Below are 20,027 nucleotides of genomic sequence, written 5' to 3'. Positions count from 1 at the left end.
TTTTATTCACAAAGCTGGTGTCAGAAGGCTTTTGGAAAATATAGAGAGGATATCTCTTCTTTAGTCATGGTCTTCCATTTTCATGAATCGGCGGACTGCGCATAACTCCGTTTCGTGTTTTGTGCCGGCCAGTTCAATGATTTCCACCGATTTTCCCGGCGTCGGGGAATGTAGCATTAATCCATTGCCATAGTAAATCCCAACGTGATGGAGATTCCCTTTTCCTTCTTCATAAGCAAAGAACAGCAAATCGCCGATATGCCAGGCATTCTGGTCGGCCTGGTCGATTTCCCGCCCTTCCAGCGCCTGGTCAACAGCATCGCGCGAAATGATGACGCCATTTGCCTTCATTAAATTATAGGTCAAACCGGAACAATCATAACCGTAGCTCGACATGCCGCCCCATAAATAAGGCAGGTCCAAAAATCCGGCGCCTAGTTTGGCGATGTCCAGGCCGCTCCCTCTTGGACTCTGGTTATAGGCAGCGACAATTTCCACCGCATCTGCCATGACCAAAGCGTCGCCATCCGGTGTTTGCAGGCGGACGAATTCGCCGAGTTCCTTAACCGGAAGCAGCGTATTAAAAGATACAGCTTTCAAAGGCGTGAAGCTTTCTGTCCAAAGCTGAGCTTTATTTGCCGTTACACGGGCATAGCCGAGTTCGGTCAGCGCTTCGACTTCCTTCAGCTGAGCCATCGGTACCCATCCCGGATAGCCCCGTTCGTCTTTGCGGCACGGTTGCCACAATGCGATAATTTTAGCCCAACCGTCCACCACTTCTTCGATTACCACAGGTTCCCCATAGAGAAGCTGTGTTTGGATTCGGCCACTGTCGGTCAGGTCTTTATTGTCTTCACGGCTCATTTCCTGGAGCCATTTATTGATATTGGGATTTTCCGCAATGCCTTCCGCGTCGACCGGACGCGCTTTTTCCGGCGCCGTCCACACGGTCGCAACCGGCACACTGCATACCCACGTCGTAGATTCTGTCTGCAGCAAATTCTTCACTCCGTTTCTATTGTTCGTTCATTCAACTCCCGGAAGGATGGTCAAGGTTTTGGCGTCGCCATCCAGCCGTGCAAGTGCGCCGAGCGGCACAGAGAAATGCGGTTCGCAATGGCCGATTTTAAAGCCTTTCACTACCGGAATCTTCAAGTCGCTGAAGTAATCGTTGAATACCTGATCCAAGGTCAGTGATGGCTTACGCTTTTTAGGACTGACATTTTTGAAATCGCCGATGACGATGCCTGCCGCTTCCTCAAATTTCCGTGCCAAACGCAATTGGTTCAGGATTTCATCCACTTCATAAGGCTCTTCGTCGATGTCTTCAATCAATAGAATCTTGCCTTTGACATCCAAATCGAACTTGGTGCCGACTGCGCTGCGGATGAGCGACAAGTTTCCGCCGACCAGTTCGCCTTGCGCAATTCCGCCGACGATAGTTTCAAGCGGCGCTACTTCCTCTGTGTAATGCAGCTCAAACGGTTCAAACAATTGGCCAAACATGCGGCCGCTCCGTTCATGGAATTCCGGTTTGCCGACATCAGATGCCAACATCGGACCGTGGAACGTCACCATCTCGGCGTATTCCCCGATCGCCGTATGTAAAAAAGTAATATCGGAATATCCCCAGAACACTTTCGGATTTTCCATGATCATCGCGTAATCGATCCGGTCTGCGTAACGTGCTGCGCCGTAACCGCCGCCCGCGCAGATGATGCCCGACACGTCCGGATCCTCAAACATGGCATGAAGATCAGCCAAACGTTCATCATCTGTTCCGGCTAAATAGCCATGGGCCGCATCCACTGATTTACCCAGTTTGATTTTTAAGCCCAGTTCTTCCAAAAACGGCAATGCTTTTTGCAGGTTTTCTTGGTTGGGAGGACTGGAAGGCGCAATGATGCCGACCGTATCCCCTTTTTTCAGTCGTTTTGGCAATTTCCGCAAAATGATCTACTCCTCTTTTTCTGTATTCATGCTTTTCCCATTATAACCTGAAATGCCTCAAGCATTATCAACTCACGATTCAGCAAAACTTCGCCTGCATGGCAAGTTCGACCATCACCAGCATAGCCCGGTAGGCTTCCAGAATATCTTTCGCCTGAAAATGAACGATGGTCGTGCCTTCTTCCAAATGACAGCCGGGCATCATGGCAGCCAGTTCCGCTTCGCCATAATTGGTGAACTCGATTTTCAATAGCGGCGACTCCGGCGGCACCAGCGGTTTGACATTGGCACGATTCTCGATGGCACGAATGGTTTGTTCATGCAAAAGTATGTGGGCTTTTTTCGGATGCAATGTCTGAACGGCTGAACGCGATAATGATTTTTTGACTGCCGCTGTCGTAACGTTCGGGATCAAGGCCTCCGCTTCACGGCAAGCACAATCGTCTCCCGCCACCAATAAAACCGGAACCCCATGATAACCCGCCACGTACGCATTAAATCCCAGTTCCCCGATTTCCACTTCGTTGATCCACATCGATCGGATGGCAAAGATCATAGAATGGGCCATCACGCCTTTTTGTCCAGCGCGTGCGTGGTAGCCGGCAAAAAAAGCACCGGTGTAACTGCTGTCCAGTCCTTCGACCATCGAATACGTTTTCACGCCTCCACTGATCAAATCCGCTTCTTCATGCAGTTCCTCAGCAATGAGGTTGTTCATTTTCGAATGGCTGTCGTTGACCAAAAATGACGTTGCGCCGGCATCAACTGCACCGCAGATGACGGCGTTGGCATCTTCCGTCATCAAGCGGCGCCCCCGTTCATAATTGGCTTCTGCCGAATCGACGTAAGTGTAATCCGGCAAAGCTGTAACACCTTCCATATCCATCGATAAATAAAATTTCATCTGGCATTCCCCTTTCGACTGACTTCCACAAGCCTTTATCCCACTTTAACGGGCAGTAAGACTCCCGCTTCTATAAGCGGGAGATCCACTGATCGTAAAAGTCCGATTGGATCGGGCCGACAGTATGTCGGTTACATAGGCGTTGCCGCAGGACGCAGCGCGTTTAGCCTATGTTCTGCTTTTTATCAGTGGGGGATGAAGAAAACCCCCACTGATTGAAGTTTCTCTTTATCAATCAATGTACCAATATCAACCCATAAGTTCAAATGCCGTTCTAGTGCAAAATGGGACAAATAAAACCTTTTTATTTTATTTTTTAGAATTTTTAGTTATTTCGTATGATGTTTATTAGGAATGATGCATTTATACTAAAAACAAGTTAGCAAACACTGCTACTTACCTGTAAGATCTTCCACTTACACAACCCAATCGAAAAGGAGCGGATCGTTATGAATTTTGACAAAGTACTGGAACTCGGCTGGGGAGATCTTGCAATCGGAGTCGCTGGATCGACAGCAGTTATGCTATTCATCAATTTCTATACACTTATGTAAGGGGTGACCTATGAATATCGAAGAAACCTAAAAGCTCTTTTCCCATTCAAACGGAAAAGAGCTTTTAATGTGCTTTTTTTGCATACAAAAACGCCTCCCCATGTATCTGGCAAGGCGTTACTATCCATAGGCTGCTGATTTCACTTTACAAACCTCCATATAATTGTTGTGATTCTCGCTGTTGGGCAATCAATGCATCGAACATTTCACGGTCCCCTGAACTCAATGCCTCATCGATCATTCGGCTGTAGTTTTCCTGTTCCAAGAAATAAATAGCATCGGCCGCTTCTTTCTGAGTTTGTTCATTCACTTCGATCAACTCCGCTCTTTCTTCCTGCAGGATCGCTTGAAGATGTCTGTGAATATCCGACACGAGCAACAATTGATAGAGAGGTAAGCGGATAAAGCGATTGCCTTTCTGGAAGACGAAGACTTCGGAGAGGTTTTCAACCTGGAACGTGTTGAGGTTGACGATGATCTCCTTGCCTTCCACAGGAATAAAATGGAACAGCTCGTCGTCTTTCATGATAGAGAAGTACTGATAAGCAAACACGAACTTCACCAAATGCCCTTCTTTCTTCGTGTAGAACGGCTTCATGAGCTTCACATGCAACATCTGACTCACCCCCATCTTTTTTTGTAATATTCTGATTACAACTATCATACCATAAAATCCACTATTCGAACATAGAATTGCATAAGAATAACCTTATATAATAGACGTTTAAGCTTATTATTTCGTTACAATTTTGACATAAAATAATTGTTTTTTGATTATTGCAAGACAAAAAAATTGCTTCTTAGCCAAGTGCTTAAACTGTCTGTCTTAAGCAAGTGGATTATGCCATCCAATTCAAAGCAGTCGAGGTGATCCCCTCTCCTTCATTCCTCAATTCTGGCGCCACATAAAAAAAAGCCCTCCAACTGCCTGAAGAGCCAGTCAAAGAACTTGGGAAATTGAATTCGTTATTTTCTGGTACGTGTCCGTTGGTGGCGATGTCGAGGCGAAGAGACCACGAAATGCATTTCGTTCGGATTGATATAGATGGATACTTTGTCCATGATATAGGCAACCAGCATATGAAATTCTTCATCCCTCATTTGCTTTCTATGAAAAATGATCCTGTTCATTTTGAAATCGACCTGCACCTGCTCCAGATGATCCGGAAACAATCGCGGGTTGTGAACGCTGTAACATTCACCTTCTGATGAAATTTGCCAACTGATTTTGCCAAACACCAAGTCCGCTCTCGCGTCTACTACTTCCCATGCTACCACGTCTTTCGGCTGCAAAACGGAACGCAAGTCGGGGATTTCCAAAACAAACGAATTGAACAACTATCATTCTCCTATCCGAAACGCTGTAATTAGGTCTTTTATACTTTTATAATACCATTTACTTTACATAAAACAAGGATTATCAGAAAATAAAGTAATGATTCTGCGAGTTGAAAACCGATTAACTTTTCTTCATCGTTTACGGAGTCCTTAGAAAGTCGTATAATAGAGGGAAAGTCTATTTTGGGGCGATGCATATGGCTACGGTTCAATCCCTGGCGAAAAGATTCGAAGATACGATTCACAATTATATGGCTGCTATCGACAAATCCCTTCTCCCGACGCGTGCGTTGGATGAAGAAATGGTTCGAAAAGCAGTCTTTTTAGTGCGCCACGACGGCGTGCAGATTCAGTCGTTCAACGAAGAGCGCTTGTTGCTCGAAGCCGTCGTTAAAGACGCGCATGCAGTTAAAGTCATTCTTAATTTCGATAAACTGACGGCCATCTGTGCCTGTCCGCAGGAAACAATGTGCCGCCACCGTTTGGCAGTTATTTTTGCCCTTTATCAAAAAATCGGTTCGTTATCCGAATGGGTGGCGTCATGGCGCGAGCCTGAGAACAAGCAGCTGACCTTATTGTCCGAGAAGCGCTCTCCTGAGCAATGGACAAAACTGATCCGCAGCGTCTGGCGCGAAGCGATTCCGGATTACACGACCCGCAATTATTTTTATTTCGAGCAGATGTACGATGGCCGTTTGAAAAACGCGATGTCGTATGTGCCTTTGGAACGCGAATGGAAAGTGCTTTATCGCACTTATGCCCATTTCATTTCATTGACGGAAGTCTGGGCTACCTTCATCTCCGGGACCCAGGAGGTGCACCATTCGTTCTTCAAGACCTGGTTCGATGACGAACTGCATGAATTGCGCGACTTGCTTGGCCAGCTGCGTGGCCAGCACCGGACATTTGAAGCGGATGCTTTTTTTGAATACTTAAAGACACTCATCCGTGAATTCATGGAAGTGAAGGACGGTTCGTTCTCGCAGCGTTTTGCTCTTTATCAGCTGTTCTGGACCAATTTGTTCACCACCAGCAGGTTGCGCGAAGAAGAATTGGCTGCCTTGAAAAATCCCGATGAACGGCTGAAAGCCTTTTTTGCGATCAGTTTAAAGAAAGATCTTGATATCAAGAAAATTTCACCGAATGAAGCCCATGACTGGGTTGAGCTGGCAGTTCTTGCGGAAACTGAAAATCATCCGCAGGCACTGGCCAATATATTGTCAGCAATTAAGCCGCACGTAAAAACCTTCCTGTTTGAAGGCCTGTATACGCAATACCGGCACCAATATGTGCGGACGCTGAGCCGCTTGTTTTCACAGATCGAATTGAGTGAATTGGACTGGGAAGATCTATTCAAACAATTTGGCCATTACGGCCTTCCCGCCTATTCGGCGTATTTGATCGAAAAGCGTTTATACAAACAATGGGCCGAACTGCATCATCTGCATAACTCTCCTCTTTACTTTGCAGAGGAATGTGGACTGAAGGAAGTGCAGTCATCAGCGCCTGATTACGTGCTGCCTTTGTTGCACCGCTATGCGCTGGCTTATTTGGAAGAGCGCAATCGTCCGAGCTACAAGCAGGCCGTCCGAATCTGGAAGAAGATGAAAGCTGCCTGCAAGAAAAGTGGTCAAATGGAGTTCTGGACTGCGTACATCAATGAAATCCGCACACAGAATAAACGCCTGCGTGCACTCCAGGAAGAGATCGAGAAAGGAAATCTGATATGAATCAATTCCAAACTGAAGGAAGCCGCCTCTACTATTTAACGATCAGCCGCGGAGAACTTTTCCGCATCCAGGCGACCAATGAAGCCGGCAACCGGATTCCACCGGAAATCTGGAAGCCATATTTGTATTTTCTGGACAAAGACAGCTTTTTCGGATTGACTGCACAAACAGATGGCTTGGATTTGATAGTGACGCCTGCTGATTTTGTCCGGCTGTTCCAGCGCGAACCGCATCATTATGTAACATTTGCAGGACAACGTGCGGAAGACGAAGCTTGGCTGAAACTTGCCGGTAAAGTAGCGGATTCTCTCAACGATCCTCTTTTATGGGATCATGTATCAGTTGACGGTGGCGAAATTTCCATCAACGATACATACGGCGATGAAGAAATCCGCACATTCCTTGCCGATACGATCCACCATCAATTGCGCCAAAAAGGCTTATCGGTTGGCCAACTGCCTTACATTCAAGGCTTTGTCCAAGAAGCTGGCTGGGAAGGCTTGGCGGATGCCGATGACTATGTTGTCGCTGTCCAGCTGAGTGAGCCGGATGCCGATGAATTTTGGTCCTTTAAAGTGGTCATGCGTTCGAAACGGGGCAGTGTATACTGGTCCCCTTCCAAGCGCCGAGCAGATGAACCGATCGACAAAGCATTGCCGGAGAAATGGCGTCCCTTTGCGGAAGACATCAAGAAACGCCAATCGCTGTTCTTAAGCCTCTGCCCTTCTGTCGATAGGTTCGACGAAGACCGCTTCTATCATGCGGAATGGACAGATGCCGAAATTCTTGAATTCCTGCGCAACGACGCGGAAATTCTTCAGGCTTTCGGTGTCGAAGTCTCGATTCCGTCTTGGTTAAAAGCCGTTCAGGAATCCAAGATCCGCGTCAAAGCCAATGTCAATTCGCCGATTAAGAAAGCGTCGGTCGTCGGGCTTGACCAAATCATCAATTTTGACTGGCAGTTTTCATTGAATGGCCATGAACTGAGCATGCAGGATTTCCAGCGTCTTGTTTCCGAGAACAAGGAGTTTATTCGCATCGGGAACGAATGGGTGCGCGTTGACTCGAATTTGTTGATGCAACTGCGGAAAATGATCGAAGAAGCCGAAGATGCAGACTGGACGATCAAAGACATGTTGTTCCAGAACGTACCGGAAATCATGCTCGATGAAACAGCGGATGAAGAGGATCCACTTGTGGAATTCCATTTGAATAGATCTTTAAAGACCTTGCTTGATAAATTATTGGATAAACGTGATTTGCCGGAAACACCGCTGCCAAACAATTTATTGACGGAGCTGCGGCCTTACCAGAAAATCGGTTTCGATTATTTGGTGTTCATGCGTGAAGAAGGCTTTGGCCTTTGCTTAGCGGATGATATGGGGCTCGGCAAGACAGTTCAGCTGATCACTTATTTGCTGCATGTCCACGGAAAAAATCCGGATCAGCCATCGCTGATTGTCTGCCCGACTTCGGTGCTTGGCAACTGGCAAAAAGAATTGGAGCGCTTTGCGCCTGATTTGAAAGTGGTGACCCATTATGGCAGCATCCGTCCGAAAGGCGAGGAATTCAATGCCTTTTTAGCGGCGGAAAAACCGGATGTCGTGTTGTCGACATACGGGATTGCATCTTCTGACGACGAGGAAATGCAGAGCCTGCACTGGTCAAGCATTACACTCGATGAAGCGCAGAACATCAAAAACATGTATACCAAACAATCGCGGACCATCCGGAAATTCAAAGGCGACCATCATATCGCCTTAACCGGAACACCGATTGAAAACCGGCTGTCTGAATTATGGTCGATTTTCGATTTCATCAATAAAGGCTACTTGTACCGCATCAAACAGTTCCAGGAAAACTTCATGATTCCGATCGAACGCGATAATTCTGAAGAAACGAAAGAAAAATTGCGTCAGCGGATTCAGCCGTTCTTGCTGCGCCGGACCAAGAAAGATCCGGACCTTCAACTGAACTTGCCAGAAAAACAGGAACAGCTGGAATATTGTCCACTGACACCGGAACAGGCCGCTCTTTACGAAGGGCTCGTCCAGGATACGGTGCAGAAAATGGAGACGCTCACAGGTTTCGAGAAAAAAGGGCTGGTGTTGAAAATGCTCAGCAAATTGAAGCAGCTATGTAACCATCCGTCTCTTTATTTAAAAGAGCCGTATACGAACGCTGCTGAAATTCTGCCCCGTTCTCAAAAACTGGAGCGCATTGTGACCTTGGCCGGGGAAATTGCGGAACGCGGGGAACAATGTTTGATCTTTACACAATACATCGGTATGGGGCATCTATTGCAGCAGGCCATCAATGAGCTGTATGGCCATGAAGTGCCGTTCTTGACAGGCAGCATGCCGAAACAGCAGCGTGATTCCCTGGTGGCTTCTTTCCAAGCCGGCAAATTCCCGATCTTCATCCTATCGCTAAAGGCGGGTGGCACCGGCCTGAACTTAACGGCTGCGACACACGTTCTCCACGCGGACAGATGGTGGAACCCGGCTGTTGAAAACCAGGCGACTGATCGTGCTTACCGCATCGGCCAGACTCAATTTGTCCATGTCCATAAATTTGTGACCATCGGGACAATCGAAGAGAAAATCGATTCCCTGCTGGTGCAAAAGCAATCGATGTCTGAAGAGTTTATTCAGTCCAGCCAGTGGATGACCGATCTGTCAGACAACGACTTGAAGGAATTGTTCACGTATTCGCTATAACTAGATAAATTAAACTAATAATCTATACCAATAACGATTCTATTATGGATATTCCGCAAACCAGCTACGCTTTCAGGCCCGCAGGATGCGGGTCATACAGTTGGTGCGACAGGACGTCGCGATGTCAGCTGCAAGGGCTTGCGCCGAACTAACTCGGGCTAATCACCCGAGTGGATTTCTCAGATGTCGCTGCGCTGCTCCCGTGGGAGTCTCCACTGGTTTGCTCCATATCCTGACAATTAATTTTTTGAAGACAATTAGAAGAAAAAGTGGAAGGCTGCGAAGGGTCAAAGATATGTTCCTGCATCACTGCGCTAGCTTCGTCCGCGGAAAGCGTCCGCCTGGAACCTTATCTTCATTTCTTCACTCCTGATTGAACTGAAAGGTAAATTCTTTAGTTCAATTCATATAACTTAATATGATTTCAAATAATCCGGCCAGGTCCCCACCTGGCCGGATTCCCCTTTTAGACGTGAAACTTTACCCTTTTTGGACGGAACGGAAGATCGATTTCAGTTCACTTAGTTCCCGCTCCGCCTCTGCCAAGCGCTGATGGAGCAAGGCGGTCAATCGGATCAATTGCTCCATATGCACTTCCAGTTGCAGCTGTACATCCTTTGGCATCGCTAAGTGCCTCCTTTTTTGATGGCTATACGTTTACTTGTTCCGTCCCTGGCGGTTGGAAATCGAAGTCTGCATCAGACTGCGGTGATTCCTGCTGAGGGGCGTTTTCTTCTTGTGGTTTTCTTCTGTCGAGGAAGCGGATCTGGTCGCCAAGGACTTCTGTCACATAGATGCGCGTCCCGTCTTCTTTATCATACGAACGTGACTGCAGACGGCCCGTAACGGCGACAAGTGATCCTTTAATGCAGTATTTCGAGACATTATGGGCTGGCTTGCCCCATGTTGAGCAAAGAACGTAATCTGTTTCGGTTTCTCCTTTCTGGTTTTTATAGTTCCGGGAAACTGCGACAATGAAGGAAGTATGTACCCGCCCTTCATTCAATACGCGCATGGTTGGATCTTTGGTTAAGCGTCCTACAATTCCGACTTGGTTCATTTTCTCACCTCCTTTCGCTTACTTGAAGCATACTAAGAAGATTGAATTCTTTGCAAAACCGGAAAAATTATTTTTAGCAGCTTTTGAGCTGTCATATTTCATTTTTGAAGCATGAGTAAACTTTTTTTCTTCCTGTGAATGGCAAGGTTCAGCGTCTTTTCATCTCAATACAGCTCCAATCAAAACTGGATTTTGATAGTATTCCAGTTTTTTTACATCCTCTTTTTCCGTTCGCTTGCCAATTCGTGCTTATGCTATACTGAAACAAAGCTAGTATTGGAGGCATTGCCGCATGAAAACATTTAATATGCTGTCATTGGGAATTGAAAAAGACGATCAAGTCACCGATTATCCGGTGCATGACGGCCTCATCATCAACCAGGAAAACAAAGACCGCTCATGGATCCTTGAAATGCTGGTCGACATTCAGCACCTGGATATATTTGAAAAACTGAAGAATTCCGAGGAAACAATCGATGTACAGGTTGTCATCTCCTACCCAGGAAACGAACCTGCACCTTTTGAAGTGGTTGTCCGCAAAGTGAAGATCATCGGGGACCATGCCTCCGTATTGATGAAAGGCACATTGAAACGGGCCCGCCGAAAATACGCAGAAACACTTCTTTCAGAACTGCTTGAAGACGGTCTTGAAGGACAGGAATTGTTGGAACGCTTTGAAACCGACATGCGTACGCGCCCCGGCCTGCGAAAAGATGAAGCCAAGTCATAAGTTTCTTCATACCCACTGTCCGGAAAAACAGGATAAATTTCAAAGCCTATAGTAAAAGAGCTGTTCTGAAAGTCAGGTTTGACTTTCAGAACAGCTCTTTATTTTCATTGATCTATTATTTCTCAGCAACTGGACCCAATGCGAACAAAATGTCGCATTCGCAAGCAAGTTCTCCGTCGACAGTGGCAATTGCATGGCCTTTGCCCATTGACCCGCGCAGTTTTGTCAATTCAACTTCCAGACGCAATTGATCGCCTGGAACTACCTGCCGTTTAAAGCGGCAATTGTCGATTCCGGTGAAAAATGCCAAACGGCCTTTATTGGCGTCCAGCTGAAGTACAGCTGCAGCTCCAACCTGTGCCAATGCTTCCACAATTAAGACACCGGGCATTACCGGATAACCCGGGAAATGGCCATTGAAAAAGTCTTCATTCGCTGATACGTTTTTCAGGCCGACCGCTTTCTTGCCGGCTTCAATTTCCAGAATTCGATCCACCATCAAAAATGGGTAACGATGTGGTAAAATTGCTTGAATTTGTTCTGTTGTCAACAATCGATTCATCTCCTCTTCACTTTCCGCTCATGATATCAAATATGTGCTGCCAGGTTTCCCATTTCAGCGCATCAGCAGGCTTTCCGTCGCCAATGACGCCAAATCCCACCATTGCCCCTAGAACGGCTGCTAACGCAACCAAAGCAATTACAATGAGAATACGGAGCCATATCGGAAACAGACGAATTTGCACCCACCACGTCTTTTCAGCGCCCTGTGTGTCTTTTTCTTTATCGGCTTTTTTCCGAAGAGAAAAATTCTTTTTCAGTTCAGCCATTCACTCCGTCAACCTTTCTTTCTGCTGGATTCCCGGCTATCGGGCAAAGCTCATGTCTAGTCATTATACTAAAATGTCCGGTTTTTGGCATCAGCTATTTGTCTTTGTTTGCTTTTCCGGAAAATGTTTTCTTTTGCTTCCAGCATCAGTCCAGTTCCCAATGCGACACATTCCAATGGATTTTCTGCAATGGACACAGGAATCTGCAATTGGGCAGCCAGCAGCTGATCTAACCCATCAAGCAGTGCACCTCCGCCCGTAAGAACGGCTCCGCTTTCAATTATATCTGAAGCCAGTTCCGGCGGGGTCTTTTCCAAAACCATCCGCGCCGCTTCAACAATTGAATTGACGGATTCTTTCAATGCTTCCCCAATCTCCATGGAGTTGATCTTCAGCGTCCGGGGAAAACCAGTCAGGATATCGCGCCCCCGGATTTCTATTTCTTTGGCTTCCGTATGTTTTAACGCTGTCCCAATTTCAACTTTAATTTTTTCCGCGGTTTTTTCACCGATCAACAGCTTATGGTGGTCTTTGACGTATTTCATAATCTGTCGATCAAATGAATCTCCAGCCGTTTTTATCGTTTCGCTTGTGACAATGTCTCCCATAGATAATACTGCGACATCCGTCGTGCCGCCGCCAATATCGATGACCATGCTGGCATTCGGCTGATAGATATCCAGGCCTGCTCCGATGGCTGCCACTTTCGGCTCGACTTCGACATAGACTTTTTTGCCGCCTGCCTTTTCGGCCACTTCGCGAATAGCATTTTGTTCAATGCTCGTGATATTCGTCGGACAACAAATTAAGATGCGCGGTTTGGTCATAAACCCTTTCAGCTTTAGGATATGCATAAAATGTTTCAGCATCGCTTCGGTAACGTCAAAGTTGTGGATGACGCCATCCTTCAATGGCCGGACCGCCACAATATGCTTTGGCGTTCTGCCCATCATTTTGCGCGCTTCTGTGCCGACAGCCAGCACTTCCTCCGTCTTCCGGTCCATCGCCACTACAGAAGGTTCATTCAGGATGATTCCTTTGCCTTTTACATAGATCAGGACATTTGCTGTCCCTAAATCAATTCCTATATCTTTAGAAAACATCAAGCCGCACTCCTTTTCTACCATCTATCCTGTTGAATTAATTTTTCTACAGCATATGTATTGATTAAATGATTCTCTTAACTGAATAGTTTATCACAGTCAGGATCTCATTGACAAAAATCCCTGGATTCAGCTCCTGCAATTAAAAAGGCTTACGGAGCTGTAAACCAGCGCCGCAAGCCTATGAAGAATAGATTAGACCAATTGCTCGACTTTCGTTTCTGCCTGTTCAACTGACACGCGCTCAATATCAGCGCCCAATGCTGCCAGTTTTCCGTGGAAGTTAACGTATCCGCGATCTAAATGATAAAGTTCATTAACACGAGTGATGCCCTCTGCAGCCAGTCCAGCTAAAATCAAGGCAGCAGCAGCTCTCAAATCGGTTGCTGCAACTTCTGCACCTTGCAGATCAGATGGCCCTTCCATAATAACAGAACGCCCTTCGATTTTAACCGTTGCGTTCATGCGGCGGAATTCTTCCACGTGCATAAAGCGATTTTCAAAAACGGTTTCTGTCAAAATGCCGTTGCCTTTGGCAGTCAGCATCAATGACATCATCTGTGATTGCATGTCCGTCGGGAAGCCTGGATGCGGCATGGTTTTGATGTCGATCGAGCGAAGTGGACGGTTTGCACGGATGCGCAATCCTTCTTCTGTCTCCTGAATGTCTACACCCATTTCACCCATTTTGGAGATCAACGCCGTCATATGTTCAGGAACGGCATTCTCAATGATTACATCGCCTTCAGTGATTGCAGCAGCAACCATGAATGTGCCGGCCTCCACACGGTCTGGAATGATATAATGCTCTGCACCATGTAATTCTTCTACACCTTCAATGCGCATTGTATCTGTTCCAGCACCGATTACGCGGCCGCCCATTTCGTTGATGTAGTTTGCAACATCAACAATTTCCGGTTCTTTTGCAGCGTTTTCGATTAATGTAGTACCTTCTGCCAAAGCAGCAGCCATCATGATGTTTTCAGTTGCGCCGACACTTGGGAAATCCAAATAGATTTTTGCTCCGCGCAAACGGCCAGTTGTTTTAGCTTCCACAAAGCCGTTTCCGAAAGTAATGCTTGCGCCCATTGCTTCAAACCCTTTTAGGTGTTGGTCAATCGGGCGTGATCCTATTGCACATCCGCCTGGCAAAGCTACACGAGCAAATCCATTACGCGCAAGAACTGGTCCCATCACCAAAATCGAAGCGCGCATTTTGCGTACATATTCGAATTGAGCTTCGCTTGATAATGTTGCTGAAGAATCGATCAGCATTTCATTTTTTTCAGGAAAATACTCAACCTGCACATTCAGGCTTCTCAAAACCTCCTGAATCGTGTAGACGTCGGCTAAATTCGGTACCTCTTTAATGATGCTCTTTCCTTTTGAAGCCAATAGCGCTCCAGCTAATACCGGAAGAACTGCATTTTTAGCACCCTCGACCCGTACTTTCCCTTTTAATTTTTGGCCGCCTTTTACAATAATTTGATCCACTGATATGCCCTCCATGTGTTTAATAGTCATCTATATGTATCCCATATACGTTAAAGTCCAATGTCATTATTTAGAAACAAAACCTTACTCATCCTACCCTGTTTTTTAGTAAAAAACAAGCAACTTTACTCTCATTTTGTGCTATTCATCTCATGGGACAATACATTGTTCGAAAAGTTTTCCGTTTTTATGTCCGCTAAAGGAAAAAAGTCACGTTTTAAAAATCAACTAGTAGACCTTTTCCCCTCATTAGAACCATTAAACCTTATACGAAATTTTATTTCCCTGGAAATAAAGATTTGCCGTTTTGCCATAGCCGTGAGGTTCAAAGCCATGGCAAAACGGCAATTTTAAAAAAGATAAGGCAATTGCCGCGACCAAGATGAAATATTTAGGAAAAAAGTAGATACCATGGTCCCGATTGCAATGCTAATAAAAATATAAAGAATTTGTGCTTGAAGTACATGATGCTTATGAATCCATTTTTCGAACATGACAGCACGCATCGCATAAAAAGCAACACCGGTAAAGAATATATGGCTGAAGATTGAAATCAAAGCCGTTTGCCCAATCATTGTTTCCATCTGATGCACCCTTTCATAAAAATGTCAGTTATTCAGTGATGTGAATCCCGTTAATCGCTTATTGACCCATGCAAGGAAATTTCCTTGCTGATCAGTTGTCAGCTTTTGAAAGTCTCGGCATCCTCGATCTGTAGAACTACAAAACTAAATCCACTCTGTAAAAAATAGAAAAAGCGGACAAAAGTCAATTGCCCTTCTGCCCGCTTTTGCCTACACTTTTTTAAATATCCAGCTTCAGTGGCCAACTCCTTAGGCTTAAAACCTGCAGGAGCTGAACGGCCGCTTATGCTTTTCTTTATTGTCCAGCTTCAGCGCCCAGATTCTAGGGTCATAAGCCACTCTGGCTATACGGCAAAGAACGCCGCTTCGCCAGTGCGTCTTATGCCCGTCGAATCTACACGGACGCTTATGCTTTTATTTAAACATTACCCTCATAAACGTTGATACGATTCATCGCACGTTTTAACGCCAATTCTGCACGTTTAAAGTCGATTTCATCTTTATTAGCCTGTAAGAGTGCTTCTGCACGTTTAGCGGATTCCTGAGCGCGTGCCAGATCGATGTCTGTTGCGCGTTCAGCCGATTGTGCAAGAATGGTCACTTTTTCAGGGCGGATTTCAAGAAATCCACCGTTTACAGCAACCAATTCTGTCGAGTTCTCTTTTTTCAATCGGACTGCACCGATTCCAAGAGGAGCGACTGTCGGAATGTGGCCGGGCAAAACGCCCATTTCGCCGGTTGCTGTAACTGCAATAACCATAGATACTTCTGAATCGTATACCGGGCCGTCGGGAGTGACAATATTGACTGTAATGGTCTTCATTTTTTTCCCTCCTGGTCCCTGGTTTTAGACTTCTACGCCCATGCTTTTTGCTTTTGCAATAACATCTTCAATGCGTCCGACCAAACGGAAAGCATCTTCTGGCAAGTGGTCATAGTTTCCATCAAGAATTCCACGGAATCCTTTGATCGTTTCTTGAACTGGAACATAAGAACCTTTTTGGCCTGTGAACTGTTCAGCAACGTGGAAGTTCTGAGAAAGGAAGTTTTGGACGCGGCGTGCACGGTTAACCGTCAGCTTGTCTTCATCACTTAACTCATCCATACCAAGGATTGCAATAATATCTTGTAATTCTCTGTAGCGTTGAAGCGTTTCTTGAACTTCACGTGAGATATTGTAATGTTCTTCGCCAACAATTTCAGGTGACAATGCACGAGAAGTTGAAGCCAAAGGATCCACCGCTGGGTAAATACCCATCTCAGAAAGTTTACGCTCAAGGTTAGTTGTCGCATCCAAGTGAGCGAAAGTTGTAGCCGGAGCCGGATCCGTATAGTCATCGGCTGGTACGTAAATCGCTTGGATAGACGTTACTGAACCTGTGCTTGTAGTTGTGATACGTTCCTGCAATTGGCCCATTTCAGTAGCAAGTGTCGGTTGGTAACCAACAGCTGATGGCATGCGGCCAAGAAGTGCTGATACTTCAGACCCTGCTTGAGTAAAGCGGAAGATGTTGTCGATGAAAAGAAGAACGTCCGCGCCTTGTTCGTCACGGAAGTATTCTGCCATAGTCAAACCAGTCAAGGCAACACGCATACGTGCACCAGGCGGCTCGTTCATTTGGCCGAAAACCATTGCCGTTTTCTTGATAACGCCAGAATCGCTCATCTCAAAGTACAAGTCATTTCCTTCGCGCGTACGTTCACCAACACCAGCGAATACGGATAAACCACCGTGTTCTTGAGCGATGTTGTTAATCAATTCCTGGATAAGAACTGTTTTACCTACACCGGCACCACCGAAGAGACCGATTTTACCGCCTTTGATGTAAGGGGCAAGCAAGTCAACAACTTTGATACCTGTTTCAAGAATCTCAACTTCTGTGGAAAGATGCTCGAACGTAGGTGCTAAGCGGTGAATCGGATCACGGCGCTCTGTTGCAGGAATTTCTTCCCCTAAGTCGATAATTTCACCAAGTACGTTAAATACTCGGCCTAATGTTACATCTCCAACTGGAACAGAAATTGCTCTGCCCAAGTCAGTTACTACTGAACCACGTTGCAGTCCATCAGTAGATTCCATCGCGATTGTACGGACTGAATCGTCACCAAGGTGAAGAGCCACTTCAAGCGTCAAAACGACTTGAGCTTGTCCGGGACGATCAATATTTACAGTTAGGGCGTTGTAGATAGCTGGAAGTTGGCCATCAGCAAACTTTACATCTACAACCGGTCCCATAACCTGAAGAACGTGTCCTGTGTTCATGCTGTTCCCTCCTGTCTTACTTTTATTGAAACTTTATTGCAAGCTTCGACGGCTTAATCGGCCGCCTTCGCTTCAATTTTTTCGTTATTGTCCAGATTCCAGCGGCCCAGCTCTTCGGGTCATAAGCCAACCCAGCTGTGCGGTAAAGAACGCCACCCTGCTGGTCTGTCTTATGCCTGTCAGAGCTTAACGGGCGCTGTCGCTTTTCGTTATTATTCCAGTGCAGCTGCTCCGCCGACAATCTCAGTAATTTCCTGAGTGATTGCTGCTTGGCGTGCACGGTTGTATTGAAGTGTCAGTCCATTAATCAAATCAGACGCATTATCAGTCGCGCTCTTCATTGCTGTCATGGATGCAGCATGTTCACTTGCTTTGCCATCAAGAACGGCTCCAAAGATCAAGCTTTCCGCATATTGAGGAAGAAGAACTTCCAAAATCGCTTCTGCTGAAGGATCGAACTCGTAAGATGCAGTTGATCCGGTCGGTTGAATATCCGTCAGCGGCAAGACTTTTTTCTCTGTAACTTCTTGTTGAATAGCTGAAACAAAGTGATTATAGTACATATAAACTTCGTCATATGTCCCATCTGCGAACATACCAACAGCTTTGCGCGTTAATTCTTTAATATCCGAAAACGTCGGATGGTCCGGAAGTGCAATTGCACTTTCAAGAATCGTCATTCCTTGCTTCGCAAAGAATTCCTTCCCTTTCCGGCCAACGCTCAGGATAACAAAGTCGTCATTGGATGTATGCCGTTCACGGATTCTGCTCATGACAGTACGAAGAATATTACTGTTATATCCGCCTACAAGGCCACGATCCGATGTGATTACTAAATAAGCTGTTTTCTTTACAGGGCGGGCAATCATCATCGGGTTGCTGGTGTCCGTAGACCCGGCTGCGATGGATGCCACCACGTCCTGTATTTTATTCATGTAGGGAACGAATGCTTTCGCATTCACTTCCGCACGGCTTAGTTTAGATGCCGAAACCATTTGCATGGCTCGTGTAATCTGGCTCGTTTTCTTGGTTGACGTTATTCGTGTTTTTATATCGCGTAAAGATGCCACTGGTATTTCACCACCCTATTATTTTTTCTTCATATTCGACTCAGCGATTCCCCCGGTTTAACGGGCAGTATGTCTCCCGCATTGATATGCAGGAGATGGACTGACCGGTAAAATCCGATTGGATCAACCAGCATTCAGTAAGGCAAAAACCTTAACTGAATACAGTTTCTCTTTACTCTGATTTTGCGAAAGTGCGTTTGAATTCATTGATCGCTGCACCGAATGCGTCATCAGCAGGTAAACCTTGAGTTGTACGAATAGTATCCAAAATTTCTGTGTGGTTCGAATCCAACCAGCTTGTCAATTCAGCTTCAAAGCGAGAAATGTCGTTGATAGCGATGTCGTCTAGGAATCCACGAGTCAACGCATAGAAAATAACAACTTGTTTTTCAACTTTGATCGGATTGTTCAAATCTTGCTTCAAGACTTCAACTGTACGTTTTCCGCGTTCGATCTTAGCAGCTGTTGCCGCATCAAGGTCAGAACCGAACTGAGAGAATGACTCAAGTTCACGGAAAGAAGCCAAGTCAAGACGCAATGTACCCGCAACTTTTTTCATTGCTTTGATCTGAGCTGAACCACCAACACGTGATACAGAAAGACCGGCGTTGATCGCTGGGCGTACACCTGAGAAGAATAGATCCGATTGAAGGAAAATCTGGCCATCCGTAATCGAGATAACGTTTGTTGGAATGTATGCAGAGATATCGCCAGCCTGCGTTTCAACGAACGGCAATGCTGTGATAGATCCTGCTCCTAGAGTTTCGTTCAACTTCGCAGCACGCTCAAGAAGGCGTGAATGCAAGTAGAAGACATCCCCTGGATAAGCTTCACGGCCTGGCGGACGACGAAGCAATAGTGAAAGTTCGCGGTAAGCAGATGCTTGTTTTGTTAAATCATCATAGACGATCAACACGTGCTTGCCTTCAAACATGAATTCCTCTGCCATTGTGATACCTGCATAAGGAGCAAGGAACAGCAATGGAGCAGGCTGTGAAGCAGAAGCTGTTACAACGATTGTGTAATCAAGTGCTCCGTTTTTACGGAAAGTTTCTACTACGTTACGTACAGTAGATTCTTTTTGTCCGATAGCGACATAGATACAGATCATATCTTGGTCAGCTTGGTTCAAGATTGTATCGATCGCTACAGAAGTTTTACCTGTCTGGCGGTCACCGATGATCAATTCACGCTGTCCACGACCGATCGGCACAAGTGCATCGATCGCTTTGATCCCTGTTTGAAGTGGTTCATGAACCGATTTACGGGCCATAACCCCTTGTGCAGGGCTTTCAATTGGACGTGATTTTGTCGTGTTGATCGGCCCAAGACCGTCAACAGGTTGTCCAAGTGGATTTACTACGCGTCCGATAAGTTCATGTCCTACCGGTACTTCCATAATACGGCCAGTCCGACGTACTTCATCGCCTTCTTTAATGTCTGTGTACGGGCCAAGGATAATGATACCAACGTTGTTGGCTTCCAAGTTTTGCGCCATACCAAGGACACCAGTTGAGAACTCTACAAGTTCTCCAGCCATGACGTTGTCGAGGCCATGAGCGCGCGCGATACCATCACCAATGGTGATTACTGTACCAACGTCGTCAACTTTCATCTCTGATTGATAATTTTCAATCTGTTGTTTGATCAGACCGCTGATCTCTTCAGCTTTGATGCTCATGTATGTCACCCTCTCA

Annotated in this window: 19 protein-coding genes; 3 read left to right on the top strand and 16 right to left on the bottom strand. The window is 46.0% G+C overall.

Annotated features, from left to right (window positions below):
* Positions 1-60: 60 nt before the first annotated feature.
* The 5 genes from QMA04_RS04065 to QMA04_RS04045 form a co-directional block, all read right to left on the bottom strand.
* Entirely contained in the window at positions 61-999 is a 939-nt protein-coding gene (locus QMA04_RS04065) for a C40 family peptidase (RefSeq protein ID WP_290184007.1), read from the bottom strand.
* A 27-nt stretch (positions 1,000-1,026) separates the two neighbouring features.
* Complete coding sequence (locus tag QMA04_RS04060) at positions 1,027-1,950, bottom strand: S66 peptidase family protein (RefSeq protein ID WP_290184006.1); 924 nt, start codon at positions 1,948-1,950, stop codon at positions 1,027-1,029.
* A gap of 79 nt (positions 1,951-2,029) precedes the next feature.
* Positions 2,030-2,854 carry a M55 family metallopeptidase gene (locus QMA04_RS04055; protein ID WP_290184005.1) on the bottom strand — a complete coding sequence of 275 codons (825 nt, stop codon included), beginning with the start codon at positions 2,852-2,854 and terminating at the stop codon, positions 2,030-2,032.
* Between the two features lie 699 nt (positions 2,855-3,553).
* Positions 3,554-4,024 carry a transcriptional regulator gene (locus tag QMA04_RS04050; protein WP_203339069.1) on the bottom strand — a complete coding sequence of 157 codons (471 nt, stop codon included), beginning with the start codon at positions 4,022-4,024 and terminating at the stop codon, positions 3,554-3,556.
* A 350-nt stretch (positions 4,025-4,374) separates the two neighbouring features.
* The gene (locus tag QMA04_RS04045; protein ID WP_290184004.1) at positions 4,375-4,746 is read right to left on the bottom strand and encodes a hypothetical protein; all 372 of its coding nucleotides are present in this window, start codon (positions 4,744-4,746) and stop codon (positions 4,375-4,377) included.
* 197 nt (positions 4,747-4,943) lie between these two features.
* On the opposite strand from QMA04_RS04045, the gene QMA04_RS04040 reads away from it, so the two are divergent.
* Complete coding sequence (locus QMA04_RS04040; RefSeq protein WP_290184003.1) at positions 4,944-6,476, top strand: hypothetical protein; 1,533 nt, start codon at positions 4,944-4,946, stop codon at positions 6,474-6,476.
* A complete protein-coding gene (locus tag QMA04_RS04035; protein ID WP_203339066.1) occupies positions 6,473-9,196 on the top strand; it encodes a DEAD/DEAH box helicase in 2,724 nt (907 codons plus the stop codon). Before QMA04_RS04040 ends, QMA04_RS04035 begins: the two co-directional genes overlap by 4 nt.
* 480 nt (positions 9,197-9,676) lie before the next feature.
* Here QMA04_RS04035 and QMA04_RS04030 read toward each other — a convergent pair whose 3' ends face one another.
* A complete protein-coding gene (locus QMA04_RS04030) occupies positions 9,677-9,820 on the bottom strand; it encodes a hypothetical protein (protein WP_191713572.1) in 144 nt (47 codons plus the stop codon).
* Between the two features lie 25 nt (positions 9,821-9,845).
* A complete protein-coding gene (locus QMA04_RS04025; protein WP_290184002.1) occupies positions 9,846-10,256 on the bottom strand; it encodes a single-stranded DNA-binding protein in 411 nt (136 codons plus the stop codon).
* Between the two features lie 292 nt (positions 10,257-10,548).
* On the opposite strand from QMA04_RS04025, the gene QMA04_RS04020 reads away from it, so the two are divergent.
* The gene (locus QMA04_RS04020; RefSeq protein WP_191713570.1) at positions 10,549-10,986 is read left to right on the top strand and encodes a YwpF family protein; all 438 of its coding nucleotides are present in this window, start codon (positions 10,549-10,551) and stop codon (positions 10,984-10,986) included.
* 115 nt (positions 10,987-11,101) lie between these two features.
* On the opposite strand, the gene fabZ is transcribed toward QMA04_RS04020, so the two are convergent.
* The 9 genes from fabZ to atpA form a co-directional block, all read right to left on the bottom strand.
* Complete coding sequence (fabZ, locus tag QMA04_RS04015; RefSeq protein ID WP_191713569.1) at positions 11,102-11,539, bottom strand: 3-hydroxyacyl-ACP dehydratase FabZ; 438 nt, start codon at positions 11,537-11,539, stop codon at positions 11,102-11,104.
* 16 nt (positions 11,540-11,555) lie between these two features.
* A complete protein-coding gene (locus QMA04_RS04010) occupies positions 11,556-11,816 on the bottom strand; it encodes a DNA-directed RNA polymerase subunit beta (RefSeq protein ID WP_191713568.1) in 261 nt (86 codons plus the stop codon).
* 68 nt (positions 11,817-11,884) lie between these two features.
* Positions 11,885-12,919, bottom strand: a complete 1,035-nt coding sequence (mreB, locus tag QMA04_RS04005; protein ID WP_191713567.1) for a rod shape-determining protein — start codon at positions 12,917-12,919, stop codon at positions 11,885-11,887.
* A 195-nt stretch (positions 12,920-13,114) separates the two neighbouring features.
* Positions 13,115-14,413, bottom strand: coding sequence for a UDP-N-acetylglucosamine 1-carboxyvinyltransferase (gene murA / locus QMA04_RS04000; RefSeq protein ID WP_191713566.1), 1,299 nt, complete (start codon positions 14,411-14,413; stop codon positions 13,115-13,117).
* Positions 14,414-14,763: 350 nt separating this feature from the next.
* Complete coding sequence (locus QMA04_RS03995; protein ID WP_203339063.1) at positions 14,764-14,997, bottom strand: DUF1146 family protein; 234 nt, start codon at positions 14,995-14,997, stop codon at positions 14,764-14,766.
* 418 nt (positions 14,998-15,415) lie between these two features.
* Positions 15,416-15,820: a F0F1 ATP synthase subunit epsilon gene (locus tag QMA04_RS03990; protein WP_191713564.1), complete on the bottom strand. Its 405-nt coding sequence runs from the start codon at positions 15,818-15,820 to the stop codon at positions 15,416-15,418.
* 24 nt (positions 15,821-15,844) lie between these two features.
* Positions 15,845-17,260, bottom strand: a complete 1,416-nt coding sequence (gene atpD, locus QMA04_RS03985; RefSeq protein ID WP_191713563.1) for a F0F1 ATP synthase subunit beta — start codon at positions 17,258-17,260, stop codon at positions 15,845-15,847.
* Between the two features lie 212 nt (positions 17,261-17,472).
* A complete protein-coding gene (gene atpG, locus QMA04_RS03980; RefSeq protein WP_191713562.1) occupies positions 17,473-18,330 on the bottom strand; it encodes an ATP synthase F1 subunit gamma in 858 nt (285 codons plus the stop codon).
* Positions 18,331-18,502: 172 nt separating this feature from the next.
* Entirely contained in the window at positions 18,503-20,011 is a 1,509-nt protein-coding gene (gene atpA / locus QMA04_RS03975) for a F0F1 ATP synthase subunit alpha (RefSeq protein WP_191713561.1), read from the bottom strand.
* Positions 20,012-20,027: the final 16 nt, after the last annotated feature.

This window comes from Planococcus sp. APC 3900 (assembly GCF_030407735.1).
Classification (GTDB): Bacteria; Bacillota; Bacilli; order Bacillales_A; family Planococcaceae; genus Planococcus; species Planococcus notacanthi.
This window is presented reverse-complemented; position numbering and strand designations above follow the sequence as displayed.